Origin of the sequence: Pantoea sp. PNT03, assembly GCF_014852515.1 — a bacterium.
Lineage (GTDB): Bacteria > Pseudomonadota > Gammaproteobacteria > Enterobacterales > Enterobacteriaceae > Pantoea > Pantoea leporis.
In genome coordinates this window covers 450,285-477,062 of sequence record NZ_JACVBT010000005.1, presented here as the reverse complement: position 1 = coordinate 477,062, position 26,778 = coordinate 450,285, and the positions used below count along the sequence as shown (strand labels likewise).

The window sequence follows — 26,778 nt, the reverse complement described above, 5'->3', positions numbered from 1 at the left end:
CCATGCGGAGGCTTTTGTGTTTTAAGCGGCTTCACTGGCCCGCGGGTTGGATTTCGTCTGCGGCTTTGGCACCGCCAGCGCTTCCGGCGCGAAATCATCGACGTTAATCGCTTTCAGGCGGCTGGCTTCCGCACGGATCAAGACCTGCGCTTCGCTCTCATCAATCCAGCCCGCTTTCAGGCCCTCTTGTGCCAGCGCATCCAGTCGGGTAAATGACAGATGCTTTTTCTGCTGCTTGCATAAACGATCGTGAATCACTTCGGCGGCCATCACATCCTGCAGCGCCTGCTCCAGCTGACCTGCAGGATTATGTGCGCTTGGTGCCAGATATTGGCCGCGGCCCAAACGGGTACGGGTCGCAGAAGGCAGCTGCAGCAGTTTCGCCAGCTTGTGGTCCAGTTTATCTGACGGTGCCGGGCAGTGATGACCACCGGCGAAAATCACCAGTCGCAGCGCACCGGCCACCATGCGGTTCGGGAAGTTACGCAGCAAATCATCCATCGCCACTTCGGCCTGATGCAGCGCATCCTGCACGCCCCAATGTACCAGCGGCAAATCGGCTTCGTTGCGGCCTTCATCGTCATAGCGCTTCAGGGTGGCGGAGGCCAGATACATCTGGCTCAGCACATCACCGAGACGCGCCGAGATACGTTCACGACGTTTCAGGCTGCCGCCCAGCACCGCCATCGATACATCTGACAGCAGCGCGAGGTTGGCGCTCAAACGGTTAAGGTGTTGATAGTAGCGGCGCGTGGCGTCGCGGGTTGGTGTGGCGCTAGTGCGGCCGCCGGTTAAGCCTAGCCACAGGCTGCGTACTTTATTACTGCCTACGTGGCCAATATGGCTGAACAGCGCGCGGTCAAAGGTCACCAAATCGTTTTTCGCTGCGGCGTTCATCTCTTCCAGCACCCATGGATGGCAGCGGATCGCGCCCTGGCCGAAGATGATCATGCTGCGCGTCAGGATGTTAGCGCCTTCCACGGTGATGGCGATCGGTGCGCCCTGATAAGCCCGCGCCAGGAAGTTGTTTTGGCCCAGCATAATGCCTTTACCGCCAGCGATATCCATCGCGTCGATAATCGCGCGCTGACCGCGATGGGTGCAGTGATACTTCACAATCGCCGATAGCACCGCAGGTTTTTCACCGAGCATAATGCCGCTAGTGATTAGCGTTGCGGCAGCATCCATCACGTAGGCGTTACCAGCAATGCGTGCCAGCGGCTCTTCGATCCCTTCCATCTTGCCGATAGAGACTTTGAACTGACGGCGGATGTGCGCATAGGCACCGGTCGCCAGCGCAATGCTTTTCAGGCTGCCGGTTGAGTTCGAAGGCAGCGTGATGCCGCGACCAACGGACAAACACTCCACCAGCATGCGCCAGCCCTGGCCGGCCATGGATGGGCCGCCGATGATGAAGTCGATGGGTACGAAAATGTCTTTACCGCGCGTTGGACCGTTCTGGAACGGCACGTTGAGCGGGAAGTGACGTTGGCCGATCTCTACGCCAAGCGTGTGCGTTGGGATCAGTGCGCAAGTGATGCCGAGCTCTGCGGTATCGCCCAACAGGTGATCCGGATCGGAGAGTTTAAACGCCAGGCCCAATACAGTGGCAATCGGTGCCAGCGTGATATAGCGCTTGTTCCAGGTAAGACGCATGCCCAGCACTTGCTGACCTTGCCACTCGCCCATGCACACCACGCCGGTATCGGGAATTGCGCCGGCATCCGAACCCGCTTCCGGGCTGGTCAGTGCAAAGCACGGGATCTCATCACCGCGTGCCAGGCGCGGCAGGTAATGATCTTTCTGCTCATCAGTACCGTAATGTTGCAGCAGTTCGCCGGGGCCGAGTGAGTTCGGTACGCCAACGGTGATCGCCAGAATGCCGGAGACGCCCGCCAGTTTCTGCAGCACGCGCGCCTGCGCATAGGCGGAGAATTCCAGGCCGCCATACTCTTTCTTAATGATCATGGCGAAGAAGCGATGCTGTTTCAGATACGCCCACAACTCCGGCGGCAGATCGGCCATTTCATGGGTGATTTCGAAGTCGTTCGCCATGCGGCACGCTTCTTCGACCGGACCATCGATAAAGGCCTGCTCCTCTTCGGTCAGGCGCGGCTGCTGATAGTTGTGCAGCTTCTGCCAGTCCGGTTTACCGCGGAACAGGTCGCCTTCCCACCATGTGGTGCCAGCGTCGATCGCCTCTTTTTCGGTGCGCGACATCGGCGGCATCACTTTCTGGAAGCTGTGCAGCGCCGGTTTCGAGAACAGGCTACGACGCATCACCGGCAGGTTAAATGGCAGCAGAATAATCGCCAGCGGCAGCAGCATCCATGGCGTCCATAGGTCAGCGGCCGCCAGCGCGCCGGTCCACAGCAGCAGAATTACGCTGCTCAGCTGAAGCGAAATTTGGTGGTAGAACAACACGCTAAGCAGGATTAGCGTCGCAACGATTGAGGCAACCAACATAATGAACCACTCCATAAGTAGTAAGAGGTCTGACCTGTTATGGATGTAGGTTTAGAATATGGGGCAAAATTTATCAATCTGTTTACATCGCAATTACAACACATCTCACAAATTCGTTGCACGATGCGCAACAACTGCCAAACTTCCTCGAGACGTCGCGCTTTTCCTTATGGCAGGCGCTTTGCGGCTTAGCCCCATTCCGTTAAACTTGCCGGGTCAATCTTTCCTCTAAAGGACATCTCTATGTATCAGGACATTATTCGCTCAGAACTCAATGAAGCAGCCGATACGCTCAACACGTTCCTGAGTGACGAAGCCAACATTCACGCCATTCAGCGCGCCGCAGTTCTGCTGGCCGATAGCTTTAAAGCGGGCGGCAAGGTGCTCTCCTGCGGTAACGGCGGCTCGCACTGCGATGCGATGCATTTTGCTGAAGAGCTGACTGGACGCTACCGTGAAAACCGTCCTGGCTACCCGGCGATTGCCATTTCTGATGTCAGCCACCTGTCGTGCGTCAGTAACGATTTTGGTTATGACTATGTGTTCTCACGCTATATCGAAGCGGTAGGCCGTGAAGGCGATGTGCTGCTGGGTCTTTCTACGTCCGGTAACTCTGCCAACATCATCAAAGCCGTGGAAGCTGCGCGCGCGAAAGGCATGAAAGTGATTACTCTGACCGGCAAAGATGGCGGCAAGATGGCAGGTTCCGCGGATATCGAAATTCGTGTGCCGCACTTTGGCTATGCCGACCGCATTCAGGAGATCCACATCAAAGTGATCCATATTCTGATGCTGTTGATTGAAAAAGAGATGGTTAAGTCATGATGCGTTCCTCTCGCCGCGCGCGAGAGGATCTAACTTAAGGCGGTTGCTATGTGCGAATTGCTCGGGATGAGCGCCAATGTCCCCACGGACATCTGTTTCAGTTTTACCGGTCTGGTGCAGCGTGGCGGTGGAACCGGGCCGCACAAAGATGGTTGGGGCATCACGTTCTATGAAGGAAAAGGGTGTCGCACCTTCAAAGATCCGCAGCCGAGCTTTAACTCGCCGATAGCCCGTTTGGTGCAGGAATACCCGATCAAATCGCATTCGGTGGTGGCGCATATCCGCCAGGCGAATCGCGGTGAAGTGTCGCTGGAAAATACCCATCCGTTCACGCGTGAGCTGTGGGGCCGCAACTGGACCTACGCACACAATGGTCAGCTCAAAGGTTATCGTCAGCTGGATACCGGGCCATTTCGTCCGATTGGTGAAACCGACAGCGAGAAAGCATTTTGCTGGATGCTGCACAAACTGACCGAGCGTTATCCACGCACGCCGGGCAACTGGCCAGCGGTGTTCCGCTACATTGCCGAGCTGGCAGCAGAAATGCGTGAGAAGGGTGTCTTCAACATGCTGTTATCGGATGGGCGCTATCTGATGGCGTTCTGTTCGACCAATCTCTACTGGATTACGCGCCGTGCGCCGTTTGGCAAAGCGACGTTGCTCGATCAGGATGTGGAAATTGATTTTCAGCAGCAGACGACGCCGCAAGATGTGGTGACGGTGATTGCTACGCAACCGCTGACGGGCAATGAAACCTGGCACCGGATAGTGCCAGGCGAGTGGGCACTATTTTGCCTGGGTGAGCGCCAGGAATGATTTCGAGGCAGCATCCGGTGTAGCGATCACCGGCGTGCTGTTCACCGCATATTGGCCGGTGGCCGTCACGTTCACGGTAGGCGGCACACGGTACTTAGCGAAGTACGCATAGCCCGGCTGCAGTTCACGCCAGAAGTTAATGTACGTCGAGTATTTATGACGCTGCATATTGCTGTCTGTCATGCGGAACGGATAGATATTGACCTGAATCTCCTGCTGACCATTACGCAGCGCGGCGTTGGTGTAGGCGAAGATCTCATCCATCGATGCATCCGTCATTGCGTAGCAGCCCACTGACACGCAATCGCCGTGAATCATTAAATAGTTACCGTTATAGCCTTTAGCGCGATCGTACTGATTGGGAAAACCGGTATTAATAGCGCGATAAAAACGGCTATCCGGTTTTAACTGGTTCAGCTTAACGTTATAAAAGCCTTCCGGACTTTTGAAATCGCCCTGACGACGTTTAGGTCCTAAACCGCCAGAGAAATTACAGATGCGATAGCTGTCCAGCAGACGATATTCATTCCCGATTTTGCCGTACAGTTCCAGCGTACGCTCTTCCTTGAAAATCTGAATAAAAACGGGGGTTCCAATTAGTTGTTTCTTTAACTCTTTGCTCACCGGAGCCAGCGGTTGCGTAGGCTCGGGGTTCATTGCCCAGCTAAGGAGCGGCATAAGAATCATCGCAAGCGTTAATGCGATTCTGCCCATTCTGTAGATACCTTGATGTGGAGAGAGACGATGACGCTGTGCGTCCGGGTATTGCATTATCGGAAATATCCGCTATCGCAGCGCAACATTAACATTGTCTGGCTTTTAATCAAGCCAGTGTCCGAGAAAATGGCGCGTTCCTAAAAGGAATACGACCACTAATTTGTAAACTTTAATCTCGCTCTCAACAAATATTGCCGATATTTTTCGCTGCTGTATACTTATCCAGTATCTGGGAGGGCGTATGCGCAAAATTATTCATGTCGATATGGACTGCTTTTATGCAGCGGTTGAGATGCGCGACGATCCCTCTTTACGTGATATTCCTATCGCCATCGGCGGCAGCCGCGTGCAACGTGGCGTGATCAGCACCGCGAACTATCCGGCACGTAAATATGGCGTGCGCAGCGCGATGCCGACCGGCATGGCGCTGAAACTCTGCCCGCATCTGCGGCTGCTGCCTGGCCGCTTTGATGCCTATAAAGAAGCCTCCCGCCAGATCCGCGACATCTTCTCACGTTACACCTCGCTGATTGAACCGCTGTCGCTGGATGAAGCCTATCTGGATGTGACCGACAGCCTGCACTGCCATGGCTCGGCGACATTAATGGCGCAGGCGATTCGTGCCGATATCCTGCGTGAAACCGGGTTGACCGCTTCCGCCGGCATCGCGCCGATCAAGTTTCTCGCCAAGATCGCTTCCGATCTCAACAAACCCAACGGGCAATATGTGATTACGCCGGACGCGATGTCCGATTTTCTACTGACGCTGCCGCTCAGTAAAATTCCTGGCGTGGGTAAAGTGGCGACTAAAAAGCTGGAAGAGATGGGCTTGCGCACCTGCGCGGATGTGCAGCGCGCCGATCTGGCGCTGCTGCTTAAACGCTTTGGCAAGTTTGGCCGCATCTTGTGGGAACGCAGCAACGGCGTGGATGAGCGCAATGTGGTGGTTGAGCGCGAACGCAAATCGCTCGGCGTTGAACGTACCCTGATGGAAGATATTCACAGCTGGGAGCAGTGTCTGGAGATTATTGATTTTCTCTATGCGGAGTTGGATCGCCGCTTAACCGCCATCAAGCCGGATAGGCAGATCGCCCGACAAGGCGTGAAACTGAAGTTCAATGATTTCCAGCAAACCACGCAGGAGCACGTTTGGCCGGTGCTGAATAAAGACGACATGATCGCGGTGGCGCGTCAGGCGTGGGATGAACGCAGAGCAGGGCGCGGCGTGCGGCTGGTGGGATTGCATGTCACGATGGTGGATCCGCAGTTGGAGCGGCAGTTGGTGTTGGGGTTGTGAGATTGTGCGCGCTGCCCCTCATCCCGGCCTTCTCCCGCCAGCGGGAGAAGGAGTAAAACAAACCGCGCTAATCGGTTCCCTCTCCCACATGTGGGAGAGGGTTAGGGTGAGGGAAAACTACTTCTTACCGTACTTCGCTTCCAGCGTTGCAAACCATGGCGCGATGAAATCGTTATTTTCGCCCCAGCCTGGAATGATCTTATTCAGCGACGCCACGTTGACCGCGCCTTGCTGGCTGTTCAACTGCTGCTGAGAAATCGATGACGCTTTAAACTCGTAAGTTGCCGGTGTGGTTTCGCCTGCAATCTTGTTTGCCACCAAACGCATATTCACCGCGCCAATGGTTTTTGGATCCACCGCTACGGTTTGTACCCACGGACTGTTCTTTTCATGCATCAACTGCAGATCCTGATTGGATACGTCGATGCTATACAGTTTGATCTCGCTACGACCATTCTCCTGCAGGGCTTTATACGCGCCCTGGCTGAAGGCATCCCACGAACCCCAGATCGCATCGATCTTGCCTTTCGGGTATTTCGCCAGAATCGCGCCAATCTTGTTGGCGGTATCGCCCTGTACATCAGATGAAACCGCGCCAATCGACTCCAGCTGATGAATGCCCGGATTCTCTTTCAGCAGCTTCTCATACACCACCTGACGACGATCCATCGCCGGGAAACCGGCCACCCACAGCTTGACGATATTCGCCTTGCCGTTGAAGTCTTTGATTAAGCTGCCGAGTGATTCCTGCGCCAGCGAAGCATCATTCTGCGCCGTCACGGTGACGCCCTCTACCGGCGTATTAACCGGCGTATCAAACACCGACAGCTTGATGCCCGCTGCGGCGATACGCTGCACCAGCGCCGTCGAGTAGGGATCTTTACCGTGCGACAGGATAATGCCGTCATATTTCTGGCTAATCGCCTGGTTCACGAAATCCTGGAAGCGCGCATCGTCGCCATTGCTGAGGAAAGTGCTGACCTTAAAGCCCAGCTGGCGGCCTTGCTGAATCGCACCGGCGACAAACTGCGTGGTGTTATCGTCCGAACCCAGGTTGCGGATGATGGCGATGCGTACCGGGCCTTCATGGTTAGCGATAACCTCAGGCACTGCGGCATCGGCGAAGGCGGCGCTGGCGTTAAGCAGGCTAACCGCCAGCAGCGAAAGGGTAATTTTTTTCATTATGATCTCTTTCTGATTAAACGCGCCTTAACGGCGCTGGATGTAAGTCATCGCCAGCGCCAGCGCCAGTACCAGACCTTTAATAATGTCCATCGCGTAATAGGGCACCGACAACATCACCAGCCCGTTCTGCAACACACCAAGAATGATGGCGCCCACCAAGGTACCCAGCGCATTCGGTTTGCCCGAACCGGCCAGCGAGAAGCCGATCCACGCTGCGGCAACGGCATCCATCAGATAACCGCCGCCGGCATTCACCTGCGAAGAGCCGATGCGTGATGCCAGCAAAATGCCGCCCAAGCCAGCCAGCAGCGAGGCCAGCACATACGCCAGCACGCGATAGCGCGTGGTACGAATGCCGGAGAGACGCGCCGCTTCAGGATTGCCGCCCAGCGCATACATACGACGGCCATGCTTGGTCAGCGACAGCGCCAGCTGCGCCACAATGGTGACCACCAGCATGATAATCACGATAGTCGGCACCTGGCCGAGCAGGCCAAAGGCCGCAGGAATGGTCCCTTCGGCCATGTCGCCGCTCGGCAACACCATATTCTCGGTAATGGAACCACCAAAGCTGTAGGTCATCGCCACGCCCTGAATCACAAACAGCGTGGCGAGGGTGGCGAGCATGTCGGGAATACGTAGCACCACAATCAGGAAGCTGTTGAACAAGCCAACCAGCGTACACAGCAGCAGCGTAATAATGATGGCTTCGGTGGTGCCAAAGCCGTGCCAGACGAATAGCGAAATCACCAGCGCATTGGCCAGCGAAGCGGTGGATCCCACCGACAGGTCAAAGCCGCCAATGGTCAGCGAAATCGACACGCCAATCGCAATCACCGTGACGATGGCAATCGAGCGCAGGATGTTAATGATGTTGGTCGGTTCGAGGAAGCTGTCCGAAGCGAGACCAAATGCGGCAATCAAAATCACCACCGTCAGCAACATGCCCCACTTATAGAGGAAATCAAACAGCTGATGGCGCAGAGAAGGCTGCGAGTTTAGGGATAGTTCTTTGCTGCTCACGCAGGTGTTCCTCCGGTGGAATAAAGCAAAAGTGCCTCTTCTGTGGCGGTGTTGCCCTCCATCTCTGCCACAATGCGCCCATCCCAGAGCACACAAATGCGGTCGCACAGACCGACCAATTCAGAAAACTCGCCCGAGGCATAAATGATGCCTTTGCCCTCACGCGCTAAGCCATCGATCAACGTGAACAGATCGGTTTTGGCTTTGATATCGACGCCTTTCGTCGGCTCATCAAAAATCAGCACATCGGCGTTGTTGCGTAGCCACTTGCCAATCGCCACTTTCTGCTGGTTGCCGCCTGACAAACGACGCAGGATTTGCCCCGGTCCGGTGGTGCGCACATTCAGGCGCTGAATCACCGCTTCCGCCCAACGCCACGCCTGGCGATGACCAAACAGGCTCCAGCGCGAGAAGCTGTTATCGGCGCTGATGCTCAGATTCATGCTCACCGGTTCATCGATGAAAATGCCCTCTTTGCGGCGCTCTTCCGGCACCAGCGCCATGCGGTTTTCTACTGAATCATGTGGTGAACGCGGTCGCCACGGTTTGCCGTGCAGTTCGCCCTTTATCACGCGGCTTTTGCTGGCACCAAACAGCGCTTTACACAGCTCGGTTTTACCGGCACCCGCCAGACCAGCAATGCCCAGAATCTCCCCTTTGTGCAGACGCAGCGAAATATCCTGCAGTAGCCGATCGTCGTGTAAGCCTTCCACCGACAGCAGCAGCGGCAGAGTCGCACGGGCGCGACGCGGCGGAAAAACATCATCGAGCCGATGTCCCAGCATTTTTTCCACGATCTGCTCACCGCTTAGCGCCGCCATCGGACTGCTTTCAATCAGACGACCATCGCGCAGCACCGTTAAGCGGTCGCAAATTGCTTTCAGTTCGTGAATGCGGTGCGAGATAAACACCACGCCAATGCCGCTGGACTGCAAGCGGCGCACCACGGTAAACAGGCGCTCGCTCTCATGCTGATCGAGCGGGGCGGTGGGTTCATCCAGGATCAGAAAGCGGCAGTGATGGGACAGGGCGCGCGCCAGCAGGATTTGCTGCTTCTCTGCTAGCGAGCAGCGCTCCACCAAACGGTTGACGTCGATGTTCACTTCCAGCTGCGCCAGTAACGTACGCGCCTGGCGGCGAATCTCACGCCAGCTGTAGGCGTGGCCCGGTTCAGCTAAACGATCGAGCAGAATGTTTTCGGCCACGCTGAGCTGTGGCACCAGCGCCACATCCACTTCCTGCTGCACCAGATGAATGCCGAGTTTTTTGGCATCGCGCGGTGAGCGAATAGTGACCGGCGCATCATCCAGCAGAATCTCACCGCTGTAATGATCGTGTGCGCCAGCCAGCACCGCCATCAGCGTAGATTTTCCGGCGCCGTTAGCGCCCGTCAACGCATGCACCGAGCCGCCTTCAGTCAGAAAATTCACCTGCGCGAGCGCGGCGAAACCGCCAAAGGCAATGGAGATATTACGCATCTCCAGGCGGTTGATCGCACTCATTGAACCGGGCCTATAATTAGTTGAGTTGGGGGCATTTTTTCCTGAACCATCACTCTCGGCAACGAACGAAAGGGCATAAGCTAGCACGAAATCTTATTAGCCATCCAGACATCTGGATGTAACGGTGGCTAAATCTGATGTTATGAGGTGTTCTGGTTTAACCGGGAGGCATATCAACGTTTTTTCAGAGGAATGTGCTAAATGGCGGTGGACGCAATCCTTCGCAGGCATAAAAAAACCCGACCGAAGTCGGGTTTATCGCGAAAGCGCAATCTTACGCTTTTTCTGGCACCACGCTGAGCAGCGCGGTCAGCAGTTTCCAGTACAGACCCACGCTTTCGATGTGAACCTGCTCATCCGGCGAATGCGGGCCGGTGATGGTTGGGCCAATCGACACCATATCCATGTTTGGATACGGCTTCTTGAACAGACCACACTCCAGACCGGCGTGAATCACCTGAATGTTCGGCGTTTTGCCAAACAGCGCTTCATAAGTTTTACGCGTCAGCGCCATCACCGGTGAATCGGCATCAGGCTGCCAGCCCGGATAGCCGCCTTTAGGTGCGCTTTTCGCCCCGGCCAGATCGGCCAGCGAGGTCAGCACTTCAACCACCCAATCTTTACCGGTATCGATCAGTGAACGAATCAGGCAGATGATTTCGGCATTGTCCTGATCCATCGTCACCACGCCGACGTTCAGCGAGGTTTCCACCACGCCTTTCGCCACGTCAGAGTTACGAATCACGCCGTTTGGCGTAGCGTTTAGCAAATTAAGGAAACGATCGCGGCTGTCAGCGTTCAGCGCCTGGCCTTGATGCGCCAGCGCTTCGGTGACCACGGCGATGTTCTTCTCTTTAATGCCCAACTCGTTCAGCAGCGTCGCCTGGAAATGTGCCGCAGCAGATTTCAGTGCATCAACCTTATGACTGTCGATCGCCAGCGTAGCAAAAGCTTCACGCGGGATGGCGTTACGCAGCGTACCGCCGGTGAATTCAATCAAACGGATATCGAGTTCACGCGCGTGCAGCGCCAGGAAGCGTGCCAGCAATTTGTTGGCGTTGCCGAGACCATGATGAATGTCGGCACCGGAGTGACCGCCTTTCAGGCCTTTCAGCGTGAGCTTCAGGGTTTCATAGCCTGCAGGAATCGCTTCACGCGTTAGCGGCAGGGTGGTGATGAAGTCGATACCACCAGCGCAACCCATGTAGATCTCACCTTCCTCTTCCGAGTCGGTGTTGATCAGAATGTCGGCCTGCAGCCAGTTCGGCTGTAAACCAAAGGCGCCGTCCATACCGGACTCTTCGGTCATGGTCAGCAGCACTTCCAGCGGACCGTGGATCAGGCTGTTGTCAGCCAGCACCGCCAGCGCAGACGCCATACCAATGCCGTTATCCGCGCCCAGCGTGGTGCCGCGCGCTTTCACCCATTCGCCATCAACATACGGCTGAATCGGATCTTTAGTGAAGTCGTGCACCGTGTCATTGTTCTTCTGCGGCACCATATCGAGGTGCGCCTGCAGCGCCACCGGCGTGCGTTTTTCCATACCGGCGGTAGCGGGTTTACGAATCAGGATGTTGCCAACCTGATCGCGCTCAACCCACAAACCTTGCTCTTTTGCCCAGCCGACAACGTGTTCGGCCAGTGCTTCTTCATGGTAAGAAGGGTGCGGAATGGAACAGATTTTGGCAAAAATATCCCACAGCGGTTGGGGTGAAAGTTGCGACAATTCAGACACCATGCATCTCCTGTGTCAGCGTGGCGGACATACCGCACGCACGCGGGTTTCCAGTAAAAATCGTCGTCAGAAGATCTGACGTGATGGGCCTGAGAATATCACTGTTTCTCGCCGGGTGCGTAATCAGCCGCGCTAAAAACCTGCAACCAGTAAGACAGATGCTGGTTTTTAAGGCGTCAGATCCTTATAATCTCGCGCAACCTTTTCCCCCTTGCATATTTTTTAAGCCAAGTTTCTTGGCCGGGATTCCTTTATATGAGCGAAAAATACGTCGTAACCTGGGACATGTTGCAAATCCATGCCCGTAAACTGGCCCAGCGCCTGCTTCCTGTGGAACAGTGGAAAGGTATCATCGCGGTGAGCCGTGGTGGTCTGGTTCCGGCATCGCTGCTGGCGCGTGAACTCGGTATTCGCTACGTCGATACCGTGTGCATCTCCAGCTACGATCACGATCATCAGCGCGAAATGAAAGTGCTGAAGCGTGCCGAAGGCGACGGTGAAGGCTTCATCGTGATTGATGACCTGGTGGATACCGGCGGCACCGCGCAGGCGATCCGCGACATGTATCCTAAAGCGCGTTTCTGCACCATCTTCGCTAAGCCAGCTGGCCGTGCGCTGGTGGACGACTATATTGTCGATATCCCGCAGAACACCTGGATCGAGCAGCCCTGGGACATGGGCGTGGTCTACATCCCGCCAATCGTCAAAAGCTAATTGATGCATCGCAAACAACGCCCGGTTATGCCGGGCGTTGTGCTTTCTGCGCCTCGCGCGCGTATGGCGGGTGCAGTACACTCTTAGCCATCGCCACGTTGTTGGCAGGAGAATAGCTGAGATGTCGGATAAAAACCTGAGCGAAGAACTGTTTAAACCGCGTTTTAAACACCCGGAAACCTCCTCATTAGTGCACCGCCAGCATCATGCCGCCGTGCAGGTGCATAACGCCCTCGAAGGGGATACGCAGCGCGGCTGGTATCGCATGCTGAACAAGCTGCTGTGGACGTGGCGCGGTCTGTCGCCGCAGGAGATCAGCGAAGTGCTGGCGCGTATCGCGGTGAGCGAGTTCGAACGCACCAATGAGGCCTTGCTCGATACCGTGATTGGTTATCGCGGCGGCAACTGGAACTATGAGTGGTCGAAGCAGGCGGCGATCTGGCAGCAGCGCGCGTTAGAGAGCGAAAACCATGACGATGCCGGTCAGCATTGGCTGCATGCCGCCAATCTGTTCAGCCTTGCGGCTTATCCTTACATCAAAGGCGATGAGCTGGCCGATCAGGCGCAGGTGCTGGCCAATCGCGCCTACGAAGAGGCCACGCAGCGTCTGCCGGGCGAACTTAAATCCCTGACCTTCCCAATGAGCGGCGGCAGTCCGGTGACGGGGTTCCTGCATATGCCCGCGCAAGCCGAAGCGCCGTATCCCACCGTGCTGCTGTGCGGCGGCCTTGATTCGCTGCAGAGCGATCACTATCGCCTGTTCCACGACTATCTCGCGCCGCGTGGCATCGCCATGCTGACGCTGGATATGCCATCGGTAGGGTTCAGCAGCAAATGGCTGCTGAATCAGGACACCAGCCAGGTGCATCAGCAGGTGCTGCGTGAACTGAGCAATGTGCCGTGGATCGATCACACCCGCGTGGCGCTGCTGGGCTACCGCTTCGGAGCCAACGTGGCGACACGTCTGGCCTATCTGGAAGTGCCGCGAGTACGCGCGGTAGCGACGCTGGGAGCCATGGTGCACAGCGTGTTTGTGGATGCGCAACAGCAGCAACAGCTGCCGGATATGTACATGGATATGCTGGCGAGCCGTCTCGGTATGTCCTCAACTTCCGACAGCAATCTGCGTACTGAACTCAACCGCTACTCGTTGAAGGTGCAAGGCTTACTCGGCCGCCGCACGCCAACGCCGATGCTGGCGGCTTATTGGCCGGATGATATTTTCGGTCCGGAAACAGACGCGCAGTTGATCGCCAACTCCTCGTCGCAGGGCAAGACGCTGGCGATTCCCGCCAAGCCGGTTTTTGCCAGTTTTGACAAAGCGCTCAATCAAATTTGTGACTGGCTGGAAAAACAGTTGAAAGGCTAACTGGCGAAATCTCTGAACTCTGCTACTACTTATATCCGGGATTTTCCATTTTTATGTTAATGGAAAGCTGGAAGTGCAATTTAAAGGGTTAAGGGAAAAGAGATGACATTACCGAGTGGTCACCCCCGTAGTCGCCTGCTTAAGCGCTTCACCGAATTGGGGCCGTATATCCGTGAAGGCAAATGTGAAGAGACACGCTTCTTCTTCGATTGCCTGGCAGCGTGTGTCAACGTCAAGCCTGCACCTGAGCTGCGTGAGTTTTGGGGCTGGTGGATGACGCTGGAAGCCTATGAAGATCACTTCACATACGAATATCATTTTGGCCTGTTTGATAAAGCGGGTGATTGGGGCGCTGCGACCATCAAAGGCAAAGAGAACAATGCCAAAGTGGAAAGCACGCTGCGTAATTTCCATGAGCGTCTGAAAGCGATGCTGCTGGAACAGAAACTCGATCTGCGCCCGGCGGAAGGCTTTAAAGAAGAGCCAGTGAAACTGAGCGCCTGATAGACTTTTAAGGGTTTAAAAAGGAAAGAGCCGGTGATGAGCCGGCTCTTTTTTTATAGACACAACGAGGGTAGAGCTCAATCAGAATTGGTAAGTTAAGCCAACGGCCACAACATCATCGTTGTTCAGGTTCAGCTTGTTGTTGTCATCCAGCTGGTTGATTTTGTAATCCACAAAGGTCGACATGTTTTTGTTGAAGTAGTAAGTCATGCCCACGTCGATATATTTAACCAGATCCTCGTCACCGATCCCTTCGATGTCTTTGCCTTTGGTCTGGATATAGCCGAGGGACGGACGCAGGCCGAAGTCGAACTGATACTGCGCTACCACTTCGAAGTTCTGCGCTTTGTTAGCAAAACCGCGGGTGCCGATTGGCGTCATGTTGCGGGTTTCGGTGTAGATAGAAGCCAGGTAGATGCTGTTCGCATCATACTTGATACCGGCGCCCCATGATTCCGCTTTATCACCGCTACCCAGTGCCTGCAGCTGCTGCTGGTTAGTACGGTCAGAAGAGGTGATGGCCGACATCAGGCTGATGCCGGTGTCAGCAATGGTGTAACCCAGTGACGCACCGTAACCGTCGCCGTTCTGACGTGAAGTATCGGTGATGCTGCCACGGGCGTTGGCGCTGGTGGCGTCGTTTTTGCCCTGATATTGCAGCGCGAAGCGCAGGCCATCAACCAGACCAAAGAAGTTGCTGTTACGGTAAGTGGCTACGCCAGTTGCACGCGCAGTCATGAAGTTATCGGTACGCGCGGTACCGTCACCGCCGAACTCTGGGAATACGTCAGTCCAGGCCTCGACGTCATACAACACGCCGTAGTTACGACCGTAGTCGAATGAACCGTATTGGCCGAATTTCAGACCAGCAAAGCCCAGACGGGTTTTGTTGCCTGCGTTGGCATCAGAACCTTCAGAATTATTCGCGTTGTACTGATATTCCCACTGACCGTAACCGGTCATCAGGTCATTAATCTGCGTCTGGCCTTTGAAACCGATACGCACGTAAGATTTGTCACCGTCGCTTGACGCGTTATCGCTGAAGTAGTGTTCAGCTTTAACACGGCCGTAGAAGTCCAGTTTATTACCGTCTTTGTTATACACTTCTGCGGCGTTTGCGGTGGAAGCCAGTGCCAGCGCTGATACAACTAATGCCAGTGTGCTCTTCTTCATTTTGCTATCAATCCCAATGAGTAAAATTTGTTGTACCCGTGAAAGGTTTTGTAAAACACCGACTTTTTACCGGTTGGTGATGAATGTTTTATGACAGTTTTTCGGCTTTCTTGTTAATCGCGAACTTTTGGTCTACCGCATTGTCAGGGGATTTTTGTGCTTTTCCCCTTGCTGTTGTTGGCTTCCTTGCTCACTCCTGATAAAACGTCCCTTCGCAGATTTTTTTCTTACATGGCAGGAAAAACATGAGTGGCAGTCAGACCCTTGTGGTCAAGTTGGGTACTAGCGTCCTCACCGGCGGTTCACGTCGGTTGAATCGGGCGCACATGGTGGAGTTGGTTCGTCAGTGTGCGCAGTTGCACGCCGCGGGCCATCGCATTGTTATCGTTACCTCTGGCGCCATTGCCGCCGGACGCGAACACCTTGGTTACCCCGAACTGCCGCCTACCATCGCCTCAAAGCAGCTGTTGGCTGCGGTGGGGCAGAGCCGTTTGATCCAGCTGTGGGAACAACTGTTTTCGATTTATGGCATTCACATCGGGCAGATGCTGCTGACGCGCGCTGATATGGAAGACCGTGAACGTTTCCTTTATGCGCGAGACATGCTGCGCGCGCTGCTCGACAACCACATCGTGCCGGTGATTAACGAGAACGATGCGGTGGCCACCGCTGAAATTAAAGTGGGCGACAACGACAATCTGTCGGCGCTGGCGGCGATGCTGGGCGGCGCGGATAAACTGCTGCTGCTGACCGATCAGCAAGGGTTGTTCACCGCCGATCCGCGTACCAATCCGGAAGCAGAGCTGATCAGCGACGTGCACCAGATCGATGATGCGTTACGCACCCTCGCGGGCGGCAGCGTGTCGGGCCTGGGAACCGGCGGCATGGCGACCAAGCTGCAGGCGGCGGACGTCGCTTGTCGCGCGGGGATCGATGTGATCATCGCCGCCGGCAGTCGTCCGGATGTGATTAGCGATGTGCTGTATGGCAAACCGGTCGGTACGCGTTTCCACGCGCAGCAGTCGCCACTGGAAAACCGCAAGCGCTGGATCTTTGGCGCACCGCCGGCGGGCGAAATCACCATCGATGATGGTGCGCTGGCCGCGATGCTGGAGCGCGGCAGTTCGCTGCTGCCAAAAGGCATCCGTGACGTGCAGGGCAACTTCTCGCGCGGTGAAGTGATCCGCATTCGCAACCTGCAAGGGCGCGATATCGCCCACGGCGTCACGCGCTATAACAGCGATGCCATGCGCATGATTGCCGGTCATCACAGCCAGGAAATCGGCGAGATCCTCGGTTACGAATATGGCCCGGTAGCGGTGCACCGCGACGATATGATCGTCAGTTAAGGAGCAGATAATGTTAGAAGAGATGGGTAAAGCGGCGCGCGCTGCGTCGTACAAACTGGCAGAACTCTCCACCGAACAAAAAAATCAGGTGCTGCTCACCATCGCCGATCGTCTGGAAGCGGAAAGCGCGGACATCCTGGCGGCGAACGAGCAGGATTTGGCGGATGCACGCCAAAATGGCATGAGCGAAGCGCTGCTCGATCGCCTGACGCTCAACCCGCAGCGTCTGAAAGGCATTGCCGATGATGTGCGTCAGGTGTGTCGCCTGGCCGATCCGGTGGGGCAATTGATGGATGGCGGCCAGCTTGATAGCGGCCTGCGCATTGAACGTCGTCGCGTGCCGCTGGGTGTGGTTGGCGTGATTTATGAAGCGCGTCCTAATGTCACTGTTGATGTGGCATCGCTGTGCCTGAAAACCGGCAACGCGGCGATTCTGCGCGGCGGCAAAGAGACTTATCGCACCAACGCCGCCACCGTGCGCGTGATCCAAAATGCGCTGACCCAGCACGGTTTACCGGCGGGCGCGGTGCAGGCGATTGAAAACCCGGATCGTGAACTGGTGAATCAGCTACTGAAGCTCGATCGCTACGTCGATATGCTGATCCCGCGCGGCGGTGCAGGTTTGCACAAGCTGTGCCGTGAAAACTCCACCATTCCGGTGATTACCGGCGGCATCGGCGTGTGCCATCTCTATCTCGATGAAACCATGGAGACCGAGGCCGCGCTGGAGGTGATCGTCAATGCCAAGAAGCAGCGGCCAAGCGCCTGCAACTCGCTGGAAACGCTGCTGATACATCGCGATCAGGCGGACACATTCATTCCGGCATTCCTGCAACGTATGGCGCAAGAGAAGATTGCGCTGCACGCCGACGAAAATGTGCTGGCGCTGCTGCAAAACGGTGCTGCCGAGGTGGTGGCGGTGCAAGCGGAAAATTATGATGACGAATGGTTGTCCAACGATCTGAACGTCAAGCTGGTGTCGGATATTGATGAAGCCATCGCGCATATCCGTGAGCACGGCACGCAGCACTCTGATGGCATTCTGACGCGCAGCATTGGCAATGCCAATCGCTTCGTCAACCAGGTTGACTCATCGGCGGTATACGTTAATGCCAGCACACGCTTCACTGACGGCGGCCAGTTTGGCCTCGGTGCCGAAGTGGCGGTCAGTACGCAGAAGCTGCATGCGCGTGGTCCAATGGGACTTGAAGCGCTGACCACCTACAAATGGATAGGGTGGGGCGACGATACGCTACGTCGCTAATGTTCGCTCCTGCATGACAATGGGCACCGAAAACGGTGCCCATTTTTTTCGTTTTCGATCCAGTTATTCCAAGAGCTTTTTGATTTATTTCTGTCATCTATGGCGGGCTCGCGGCTTTTCACCCATTTTTTCCTTTAGATGCTGGTCTTATTGCTACAGAACAATCCTGAAAACCCCTGTCAGAACAAGCGATATGGCACTGAACACTGGTTTCGCCCTAACCGAAGGGGATAATGATTGTCCAGCTTCATTGATAAAAGCGGTTGGGTAGTAAACTGCCGGTAATATAAAATGAACTGGTAGCAAAAATGAAAATAACATTCAGTCTTTTACTGAAGGCAGATTATTAACTGATGGTTAAAAAAGAAAGTACGAGACAAGCATTCACTGCCAGGCTGATTGCCGCATGCGAAAGCGCGGGAATTGTCGGACACGGACGGAATAAACAGGTTGCGCTGGCTCTGCAAGAGAGGGGATGCAAGATCTCAACGCCGGGGGTGTGGAAATGGTTTAACGGGCAATCGATCCCCGATGATAATAATTTACTGGCGCTCAGCCAGTTACTCGACGTGCGCGTGGAGTGGCTGCAATTTGGCATGGAAAAACCGGCCGCCTTGCTGACGCAGCGCAGTCTGGTGAACCCAAAACATCTGTTTCGCGTGGAGAGTCTGGATATTGGCCAGCACGGTGTGCGCAGCGGCTCTTCGCGCGATGAACTGGTGGAAACCATTCAAGCCATTGAATATGGGCTGGAAGAGGCGCGGGTGCTGTTTAACGGCCGCCCGGCAGAAAATATTCGCCTTATCGCGCTGAACAGCGATTCGATGGCCGGCACTTTTGCGCCGCGCGATCAGCTGTTTGTCGATATCAGCGTGCATCGCTTCGATGGCGATGGTATTTACCTGTTCACGCTTGACGATCAGCTCTATCTGAAACGCCTGCAACTTCAGCACAAAAAGGTCGCAGTGATCTCCGATAACAAGCGCTATGAAACCTGGTACCTCACGCTGGAAGAAGCCAGGACGCTGCAAGTGGTGGCGCGGGTGATCATGAGCCAGGCGCGGGATTATCAAATCCTGGGCTGATCACAAAACGCCAGATTGCGGCAAAAAAATATTTTGGCTGAAATCATTAATTTAACTGACGGTAAATAAAAAATTAACCATTGGTGTTTGCCAATGCATTAGAACCTGTTAATAATTTGAGCATGGATGGACAACATACCTGCTCACGGATGAGCCCGCTCTTAAACAATTGAGGCGCTGCACAAGCGCGATACATACCATCCAAAGTTAGTGAACTTTGGGATGGGGTGGATACGCACTTTGCAGCGTTGTCAGTTGCCCTCTGATTTTCACTCTCCTCTACTTCACCCTGGCCGCGAAAGCAGCCGGGTAAGTTGACGTCGGGTATTTTCCAGAGGAATAACGAACGCGTCGGCCTCAGCCGAATTGCCGTGCCTGCCACCCCATCGCCAAAGACTCATTAACAGGAGGAGTTATGGCGATTATCCAGTACGGAAAGTCAGTATTTTCAGGCAATGCACGCACGCGCCGCCATCGGCGACGCCAGTCCCTCAGCCTTAAGCGCAGCATCGACAGCGCACTCGGCATCGAATACGAAAACGTCACCTTGCGCACCGCTGAACGCATCTGCCAGCGCCAGACGCTGTCGCGCGTTGACAGCGCCGTGCTAGCGCCCGTTCGTGTTCAGCAGGCACAACCCAGCTTTGATAACTGCTGTCTGCCCCACGTCTATTTGTATGCCGTGCGTTAACCCTGCATCACTTTCCCCAGTTTTAAACGGAACGTTCCATTGTTGCTCTCTGTTTAACCATTCTTGAGCGTTTCGCTTATATGAAAACGCGCTCAATGTCGTAAACGATCAGCAGGATTTATGTTTTTTGCCGTTTTGCGCAGCCATTTTCAGGCTGTTGCGCCCCGTCAAAGAGGAATTTCTATGAGCCAGATTATTGCCATCCTGAATTTCGAAGAGGGTTACCGCGAAGCGCCTTACCTCGACTCGCTGGGTTTCCCCACGGTCGCTGGCGGCATTCGCATCGGCCCCAAAGGGGCATCGCTTAGCAACTACATCTTCCAGGTGCCGCGTCCCGTCGGCGATGTGTGGAAGCAGTGCATTGTCGAGGGCAAGGTGCAGCAGATGCATCAGCGTGCGCTGGTGCAGCAGGCGCTGGCCAAATGCAATGAGGCGCGCAGCGATGTGCTGATCAGCATGGGATATCAGCTGGGGGTGGATGGGCTGGCGATGTTTCGCGGCATGCTCACCGCCATCACGCAGGGCGATTTCAACAGCGCGGCCAACGCCATGCTCGACAGCCTGTGGGCAAGACAAACGTCGGGTCGCGCACGGCGCCATGCCGAAGTGATGCGCAGCGGCACCTACGACATCTATCGGGGGCTGCTATGAATCTGAAACTGCTGATTTTTGTCACCGCGGTGCTGGCAGTGATTGTGGTGGTGTTGGTGATGCAGCGCTTCACCACGCTGGAGTTCGTGAAACATGCGCGGCTGTTATTCAAAACCTGGTCGGTATGGCTGGCGTCGCTCGGTTCGATGCTCAGCGCGTGGGTGCAATCATTTCCCACCGCTGCGCTTGATGCCTGGAACAGCATGCCGCCCGACGTGAAAGCGATTCTGCCGCACAACTATCTGGGGCTGATTGGCGCCTTTATGGTGGCGATGGGCGTGATTGCCCAATTCATCCGCCAAAAAGGCCTCAACCAGCAGAAAAATGCGATGGAGGAAAAAGTATGACATTGCTCATGACATTGTTCGGCGGCAGCTGGCACTGGGTTGCCGCGCTGGCGGGCGTCATCGCTGCGCTGGTTGCCAGCTACTTCGGTGGCAAGAAAATCGGCAAGGTGCAGCAAGCATCCCAGGCCGCCGTCGAGCGCGCCGATAAAGCCGCGGCGCAAGCGGTAGCGGTTAACCAACAGCAGCAACTGCTGCGCGAGGAGGCCAAACGTGTGGAAGCCAGCAACCTTAATCTTGATGACGCTGCTGCTCGTGACAAGTTGCAGCAATCGAAGTATCACCAGCCCTGAATCTCCCGTCGTCATCGACTCAGCCTGCACCCTGTTTTCCCCGATTTACACCCACGGCAATGACGCCGAGCGCATGGACGTTCGCACCGTGCGCGCCATCAACAACCACAACGATCTTTGGGATCAGCACTGCGGCCAGCCGGCTCAGTAACGCTGCTCTCATGCATTTGCATTACCTACCCGAAAAGCCGAGGAGGCTATGATGATCGAAGTTAACTCTTATGCAGAACTGCGCACCACTGTACCGGCCAAAAACGGCGATTTGGCATTCTTACGTCGTTACAACGCGGACTCCACCTTCCACGGTGGCGGTGATTTTACCGGTTTTATCGGCACCACCACGGCGGTAGAAGATGGCGGTACGCTGGTGATCGGTAACGGTTTTTACTGGAAACGCGTGATTAACGATCCCACCGAAATCAACGTTTATCACTTCGGTGCCAAAGGCGACGGTTACGCCAACGATACCGAGGCGTTTAACCGTATGCTGGCGTGGACGCAAAGCTACTCAGGCAACATCACCGCATTACCGGTGCGTTTTCCAGGCGGTCGATTTCTGATTAGCCCCATCGACATCAGCGGTACCGAGCGCGCTTTCTTCGGTTTGCAGGGGGATGATGTCGAGCTGGGTTCGCTGCCGCGCACCACCATCATTTCCGACAAAAGCGCCAACACGGTGTTCAAGGTGAAGGCGCGTCGTACCTCAATCCGCGGTATTGCGTGGAACGGCCAGGCATCCGCCGACATCACCACCAACAAAAGCACCATCACTGCCGATATGTGCAGCAACGTGCAGCCGTTCTTCGAAAACACCTGTATCGAAGGCACCACCGTCAATATCTACTGTTTCCGCGCGCAGAATAACGGCGGTACGGTGATCAAAGTGCTGGATACCCTCGACAGTAAATTCGACCAGATTTACACCCTGTATACCTACGGACGCGTGTTTGATGTCGGCTGGTCAAACTCGCCAAAAGGCGCGTGGGATCACTCCACGGCGATTGAGCTGTGTAACTGTAACTTCCAGACCGGTTATGGCGACGCCACGCTCTACATGCCGCGCGTGACGCAGGGGATTATTCGCAACGTGTGGATTGAGCATACGCGTAATCCGGGCGATCTCTCCGACGGCGGCTGGACGGTGGATACGCTGAACATTGAGGATTGCGGTACGCCGCTGAATCTCAACAATGCGCGCGTGGTGATCCGTCAGCTCAATCTGCAATCCGGCGCAAAACTCAGCCTGGATGCGGTGGCCGGACGTTGGTTATCCACCTTTGAGTATGGCTACCGTCGCGACGAGAACTACGGCACCTTTATGACCGGATCGCTGCGCGCGGGCTACTTCAGCGGCTACAAAATTACTAATAACACCGATACCGATAACTGGTATCGCGTCGGGCAGCTGTTCTTCCCGAACGCTAACCAGCAGTGGGTAATGGAGTTTATTGGTAAAGCAGATGCCACTCAGCCAACGGGCACTGCCGGCTCACCGGTCAACGTGGCGGCGACCGGCAAAACCTGGGTCAATCTGCAGCGTCTGGAAACGGTGTGGGCTGATGCCTATCACATGGGACAACCTGCGGTGCTGGATATCCGCTATAGCCGCGTCGGCACTACCTATGCGGCGGTGTGGGTAAAACTGCGCGCCAACAGCGGTGACACCATGATGAACCTGAAATGCACCGGCCCTACGCGTTTCGATACCGGGTCCTGCTCGCTGTTCCAGCAGGACTTCTCGGTCGTGACCGATACCACCAAACTGGGCGGTTTCAAACCGGCGGCGCGTTTCGGGCTGCATAACGGTTTGGCCGGTATTGGCGCGAACGAGAAAGGGGTGCTGACGGTCGCGACGGCAGCAGGCACGCCGACCAACAAAACCGCGCCTACGGGCTTTGTGCTGGTCAACATTAACGGTGTCGATCGTAAACTTCCTTATTACGATTGAGGTCCAGCACCTGTTTGGCGAGGCCTTTGGCCTCGCCTTTTTTTGTTTGTGGGGAAAGAGCTCTGGCCATAAAAAAAGCACCGCTGTTTCCAGCGATGCTCTGATTAAAAGAGGCCGATTGCGCTATCAAAAACTGACTTTGACGCCCAGCGTGGCGCTGGAATCGCTGAAGCCTTTACCGCCAACCTGTTGCGCGATACCGCCCCAGATGCCGACGTGCTGGCTCGGATTCACTTCAAGACCCAGTTTCACTTCGCCGATGTTGCGCGCACCCGCCTGCTCAATCTTCACGCCATCCAGTTTGCTGCCGAAGCGCTGCGTGTTATGCAGCCAGTTCACTTCAGCGTAAGGCTGCGCGGTGGCGGTGTGCATGGTTGCCCGTACGCCGGCGCGGGTTTGCACGTTATTTTTGCCGGTGGCGCTGACGCGGGTGCCGTTCTGCTCGGTATAATCGCCGGTTTTTACGCCCATCCACACCGCCTGCGCTTTCGGCTGCAGGCGATACTGCTGCTGCTCGCCGAAGGCGAAGCTGTAGCCGCCTTCCAGTGACGCTGTCATCCCCTTCGACTTGTAGCTTTCCTGACCGAGACCTTCACCTTTTACGCTGTTATTGAAGGTGTTGTAGGCCAGCCAGCTGTCGACAAAGGCGCCGCTGCGCGTCTGGCTGTCCTGCTGCCAGCCGGCATAGATACCGCCGCTGTAGCCGTTAACCTGGCCTTTGGCGCTGTAGCCGGTGGTTTTCGACAGCGTATTGCTTTTGGCGTTGCCGTAACCCGCCATCACGCCGAGGCTGAAACGGTCGCTGCCATTCAAACTCCATTGTGCGATGTCGCCACCCAGCTGCGTCATGTAGCTGTTGGTGATGCTTTTCAGCTGCGCGGTGCTATCACTGAAGCGCCCGTGCGCGCCTTCGTTGCGCAGCCACAGCGTGGTTTTTTCCACTTTGCCGGTCAGCGCATCACGGTATTCTGTCACGCCCGGACGATCGGCTGCGCTCAGGGTAAACAGGTTGCTGGCCGCCGCAAGGTTAGCAATATAGCTGCCGACTTCCGGACGAGCACGCGGGGTACGTTTGGGTTGCGGCACCTCAGGTGCAATGACGGTACCCGTATCGTCGCCCTCGTCTTTGATGGGATCGACAGGCGTTGGATCAATAATGGGATCGACAGGCGTTGGATCAACGGGAATCGGATCGCTAACCAGGCGCCACTTACCGTTTTTATCCTGCACCAACGCATAATCCCACGCGCCTGCGACAATGCGACCATCCTGCAGGAACTCACCGTTTTGTGTGCCCTCAACGCGAATCAACTCAATGCCCTCCAGCGTGGCAGCACCTTTACCGCCCGCATTGTGCACCTGAACTTTGGTGGTGCCGCTGGAGTTGCCGGCGATATGCAATTTATCGCTAGCCGCATCGTCACCCGCCAGCGCAAGGTTCATCACCAGCTTGGCGTTGTCAGCGTGGTAGTCGCCGTTTACTGTCAGAGTATTAAAACTCTTGGCATCAGGAGTAAAGGCAATGGTGCCATTAGTAATATTGAGATTATCAACGGAAGAATTTCCCGTCATATTCCAGCTGGCGTTATCAATGTTAACGTCGTGTACGCCCCTGATCATACCCATCAATGCGGAACCTGAGGACAGTGACACAGAAGAAGAGGACACTTTGTTGCGATCAATATTAATGTCACCCTTTAAGACAGAATCATTGACCGCGTTGAGTTTCACTTCACGCAATATCCGTTCATCCGCATTTTCGGGATTTCCTGTTTCAATCAACGTATTACCCATTAACGCTGAATGATCGAGGTTGACGGTGAAATCCGCATAATCCATCGCTCTAATGACTGTGCCATGGTTAACAGTGAATGTGGTATTAATTAAATCTAAATCAACTTTATCGATAGCAACCGAAATACCGGTAGCTTTGTCACCCATCAAGTTAAAGCTTGAGTCTTTAAAGCTAACATGAGAATGACTTTTGGTGTAGCCATCAATATTAATGCCAGTAACAGTATTGTCATTTGCATTTTCATTGCTCATGTTAATATGAGTGTCTGATACGTTTAATGTACCCGCACCATGCACCCAAAATGCTTTACCACCTTGATTACTGGTGATACGAGAGTTTTTGACTTCGTTTAATGATTCGTAAAAGCTGGCGACGCCTGTGGCTTGATTTTCAAGTTCAATATATAAATCTTCACTTGTGATTTTACTATCTTTCGCATAGGCCTTGACTGCTGCAGCACCCGTGCCACTGACTTTTATTTGACCACTTCTGGCATTTATTAAGCCGCCTTCAGATGCGAATATGGCTGTGCGTGCAATAGTATTCCCAATGATGAAGTTCGTAAGATTAATAATACCGTTATAAGTAGATTTGACAGCGTCTCTTTTTTCTTCGGATGCGGCGATGACGATGTTATTGGCATTGATTAAAGAGTTGCTTGAATAGATTCCTGTTCCACGAGAATCTATTTTAACATTATCAGCATTTAAAATTCCGCCACTTTTAGCAAACATCCCATAACCGGCTTCACCGGTGGTTGTGATGCTGCCACCAAAAATATTCAGTTCCGAACCGGTATTGACCCACGCACCATAGGCACTGTCGCCCGTCGTAATATAGTGGCTATCGATGCTGGTCGTCTTTCCGCCGTTTTCAGCCAGTAATCCGTACGCCCCTTTATCCGTAACGGTGACATGACTGTTAGCCACATTTGCCACGGCTGAGCTGTAGCTATTGATGCCCTGACTGGTAGACACAACGGTCACGCCATCAACATTTACTACGCCACCGCTTTTGGCGAAAATACCGATGCTTTCTTTTCCGGTATTGGTAATGCTGCCACCGATAATGGTGAGTTCAGATCCCTTGTTTGCCCATGCGCCGTAAACGCTGCTACCTGACGTGGTGTAATGACTGTTGGTGCTGGTAACGTTGCCGCCATTTTCAGCCAGCAGCGCGTAGGCTCCATTACCATTCACGTTTACATTGCTGTCGGCAATGACAAGCTCGGTACCTGCACCCAAACCGTAAACGCCATAGGCGTTGGCCTGTACGCTCAGGTTCTTGGCCAGAATGTTGGATCTATCGGCGTAAACGCCCACGCCGGAAGTATTCAGGGTAATATCGCTAGCCATTAACTTGCCGCCATTGCCAGCCGCTAAACCATATCCCTGTGGACCTGTAGTGGTAATCGTACCACCCGTGACATCAATACTTGATCCGGCACCATTAACATAAACTCCATACGCTTTTTTACCGCTGGTCGTGAAGTTCACATTATTACTGTGCGCGGTGGCGCCTTTTTCAATAAATAAGGCGTGCGCATTGTCATCATTGGTGGCTACGTCCTTATCCTGAATATCAATAATATTGCCTGCGCCAGAAGCATATTCACCGTAGGCGGAGGCGGCCAGCGCTGGCTGGATAATTCCGACGCTGGCAACCGCCATGAAGGCCGTCGCCACGCAGCCTGCGGTGAGGCGACGTGCTGTGCTGGAGCGGGATGATTTCACTTTACCGCGTGCCAGCTCGGAGGTGACAACATAATTACCCTGGCTGTGGTTCCAGATAACCCGATAATTTTTATTCATTTTGACTCTCTGCCTGTAAAAATACATCACGCCGCAATAACACGATGATTCGCACGCGGGATGGTTAAGGGATGGGGATATAACTTGATGGCAGAGAGAATATGAAAGATGCGGCAAAAAACCGGCTAAGACATGTCTTGAATAAAATAACTACAGAAAGAATTTAATTATTGAGCGGCGTATTTAATAGCAGGAGGTGATGTGTCGCTGTTTATTCTGTT

At 54.7% G+C, this 26,778-nt stretch carries 22 protein-coding genes; 14 read left to right on the top strand and 8 right to left on the bottom strand.

The genetic code is table 11. The annotated features are described in order from the left end of the window. Positions 1-21: 21 nt before the first annotated feature. Entirely contained in the window at positions 22-2,466 is a 2,445-nt protein-coding gene (fadE, locus tag IB226_RS19505) for an acyl-CoA dehydrogenase FadE (protein WP_192236755.1), read from the bottom strand. 243 nt (positions 2,467-2,709) lie between these two features. Between fadE and lpcA the strand changes: the two genes are divergently transcribed. Together lpcA and IB226_RS19495 are read left to right on the top strand one after the other, a co-directional pair. Then, on the top strand, positions 2,710-3,291 hold the full coding sequence (gene lpcA, locus IB226_RS19500) for a D-sedoheptulose 7-phosphate isomerase (RefSeq protein WP_064740353.1): 582 nt from the start codon (positions 2,710-2,712) through the stop codon (positions 3,289-3,291). A 48-nt stretch (positions 3,292-3,339) separates the two neighbouring features. Continuing rightward, positions 3,340-4,107, top strand: coding sequence for a class II glutamine amidotransferase (locus tag IB226_RS19495; RefSeq protein WP_008108933.1), 768 nt, complete (start codon positions 3,340-3,342; stop codon positions 4,105-4,107). On the opposite strand, the gene dpaA is transcribed toward IB226_RS19495, so the two are convergent. Beyond that, positions 4,078-4,821 carry a peptidoglycan meso-diaminopimelic acid protein amidase gene (gene dpaA / locus IB226_RS19490; RefSeq protein ID WP_101762523.1) on the bottom strand — a complete coding sequence of 248 codons (744 nt, stop codon included), beginning with the start codon at positions 4,819-4,821 and terminating at the stop codon, positions 4,078-4,080. The genes IB226_RS19495 and dpaA overlap by 30 nt on opposite strands. A gap of 244 nt (positions 4,822-5,065) precedes the next feature. Here dpaA and dinB point away from each other — a divergent pair, with 244 nt between their 5' ends. After that, positions 5,066-6,121, top strand: coding sequence for a DNA polymerase IV (dinB, locus tag IB226_RS19485; RefSeq protein ID WP_192236754.1), 1,056 nt, complete (start codon positions 5,066-5,068; stop codon positions 6,119-6,121). Positions 6,122-6,238: 117 nt separating this feature from the next. On the opposite strand, the gene IB226_RS19480 is transcribed toward dinB, so the two are convergent. The 4 genes from IB226_RS19480 to pepD form a co-directional block, all read right to left on the bottom strand. After that, positions 6,239-7,303 carry a sugar ABC transporter substrate-binding protein gene (locus IB226_RS19480; protein WP_192236753.1) on the bottom strand — a complete coding sequence of 355 codons (1,065 nt, stop codon included), beginning with the start codon at positions 7,301-7,303 and terminating at the stop codon, positions 6,239-6,241. 27 nt (positions 7,304-7,330) lie between these two features. Next, the gene (locus tag IB226_RS19475) at positions 7,331-8,329 is read right to left on the bottom strand and encodes an ABC transporter permease (protein ID WP_101762520.1); all 999 of its coding nucleotides are present in this window, start codon (positions 8,327-8,329) and stop codon (positions 7,331-7,333) included. Beyond that, a complete protein-coding gene (locus IB226_RS19470; RefSeq protein ID WP_192236752.1) occupies positions 8,326-9,831 on the bottom strand; it encodes a sugar ABC transporter ATP-binding protein in 1,506 nt (501 codons plus the stop codon). The genes IB226_RS19475 and IB226_RS19470 overlap by 4 nt, the downstream gene beginning before the upstream one ends. A gap of 274 nt (positions 9,832-10,105) precedes the next feature. Then, positions 10,106-11,566, bottom strand: coding sequence for a beta-Ala-His dipeptidase (gene pepD, locus IB226_RS19465; RefSeq protein WP_192236785.1), 1,461 nt, complete (start codon positions 11,564-11,566; stop codon positions 10,106-10,108). A gap of 255 nt (positions 11,567-11,821) precedes the next feature. Here pepD and gpt point away from each other — a divergent pair, with 255 nt between their 5' ends. From gpt to crl, 3 genes are all read left to right on the top strand, one after another. Further along, entirely contained in the window at positions 11,822-12,280 is a 459-nt protein-coding gene (gene gpt, locus IB226_RS19460; RefSeq protein WP_007887137.1) for a xanthine phosphoribosyltransferase, read from the top strand. A gap of 121 nt (positions 12,281-12,401) precedes the next feature. After that, positions 12,402-13,649: an esterase FrsA gene (gene frsA / locus IB226_RS19455; RefSeq protein ID WP_192236751.1), complete on the top strand. Its 1,248-nt coding sequence runs from the start codon at positions 12,402-12,404 to the stop codon at positions 13,647-13,649. A gap of 102 nt (positions 13,650-13,751) precedes the next feature. After that, on the top strand, positions 13,752-14,153 hold the full coding sequence (gene crl / locus IB226_RS19450) for a sigma factor-binding protein Crl (RefSeq protein ID WP_008108946.1): 402 nt from the start codon (positions 13,752-13,754) through the stop codon (positions 14,151-14,153). Positions 14,154-14,234: 81 nt separating this feature from the next. Here crl and ompC read toward each other — a convergent pair whose 3' ends face one another. Then, entirely contained in the window at positions 14,235-15,326 is a 1,092-nt protein-coding gene (gene ompC / locus IB226_RS19445) for a porin OmpC (RefSeq protein ID WP_101762516.1), read from the bottom strand. A gap of 245 nt (positions 15,327-15,571) precedes the next feature. On the opposite strand from ompC, the gene proB reads away from it, so the two are divergent. The 8 genes from proB to IB226_RS19405 all read left to right on the top strand — a co-directional run bounded on the left by proB (position 15,572) and on the right by IB226_RS19405 (position 22,951). Then, positions 15,572-16,675: a glutamate 5-kinase gene (gene proB / locus IB226_RS19440; protein ID WP_101762515.1), complete on the top strand. Its 1,104-nt coding sequence runs from the start codon at positions 15,572-15,574 to the stop codon at positions 16,673-16,675. 10 nt (positions 16,676-16,685) lie between these two features. After that, a complete protein-coding gene (gene proA, locus IB226_RS19435) occupies positions 16,686-17,939 on the top strand; it encodes a glutamate-5-semialdehyde dehydrogenase (protein ID WP_101762514.1) in 1,254 nt (417 codons plus the stop codon). A gap of 353 nt (positions 17,940-18,292) precedes the next feature. Next, positions 18,293-19,024, top strand: coding sequence for a S24 family peptidase (locus IB226_RS19430; protein ID WP_101762513.1), 732 nt, complete (start codon positions 18,293-18,295; stop codon positions 19,022-19,024). A 415-nt stretch (positions 19,025-19,439) separates the two neighbouring features. Then, on the top strand, positions 19,440-19,715 hold the full coding sequence (locus IB226_RS19425; RefSeq protein ID WP_110867800.1) for a hypothetical protein: 276 nt from the start codon (positions 19,440-19,442) through the stop codon (positions 19,713-19,715). 183 nt (positions 19,716-19,898) lie between these two features. Beyond that, positions 19,899-20,366 carry a glycoside hydrolase family protein gene (locus tag IB226_RS19420; protein ID WP_101762511.1) on the top strand — a complete coding sequence of 156 codons (468 nt, stop codon included), beginning with the start codon at positions 19,899-19,901 and terminating at the stop codon, positions 20,364-20,366. Continuing rightward, on the top strand, positions 20,363-20,713 hold the full coding sequence (locus IB226_RS19415; protein WP_101762510.1) for a hypothetical protein: 351 nt from the start codon (positions 20,363-20,365) through the stop codon (positions 20,711-20,713). The genes IB226_RS19420 and IB226_RS19415 overlap by 4 nt, the downstream gene beginning before the upstream one ends. Continuing rightward, positions 20,710-21,003, top strand: coding sequence for a hypothetical protein (locus IB226_RS19410; RefSeq protein ID WP_110867798.1), 294 nt, complete (start codon positions 20,710-20,712; stop codon positions 21,001-21,003). Before IB226_RS19415 ends, IB226_RS19410 begins: the two co-directional genes overlap by 4 nt. A 202-nt stretch (positions 21,004-21,205) precedes the next feature. Further along, a complete protein-coding gene (locus IB226_RS19405) occupies positions 21,206-22,951 on the top strand; it encodes a glycosyl hydrolase family 28-related protein (protein ID WP_192236783.1) in 1,746 nt (581 codons plus the stop codon). A 126-nt stretch (positions 22,952-23,077) separates the two neighbouring features. Here IB226_RS19405 and IB226_RS19400 read toward each other — a convergent pair whose 3' ends face one another. Continuing rightward, positions 23,078-26,674: an autotransporter outer membrane beta-barrel domain-containing protein gene (locus tag IB226_RS19400; RefSeq protein WP_225608372.1), complete on the bottom strand. Its 3,597-nt coding sequence runs from the start codon at positions 26,672-26,674 to the stop codon at positions 23,078-23,080. Positions 26,675-26,778 lie beyond the last annotated feature (104 nt).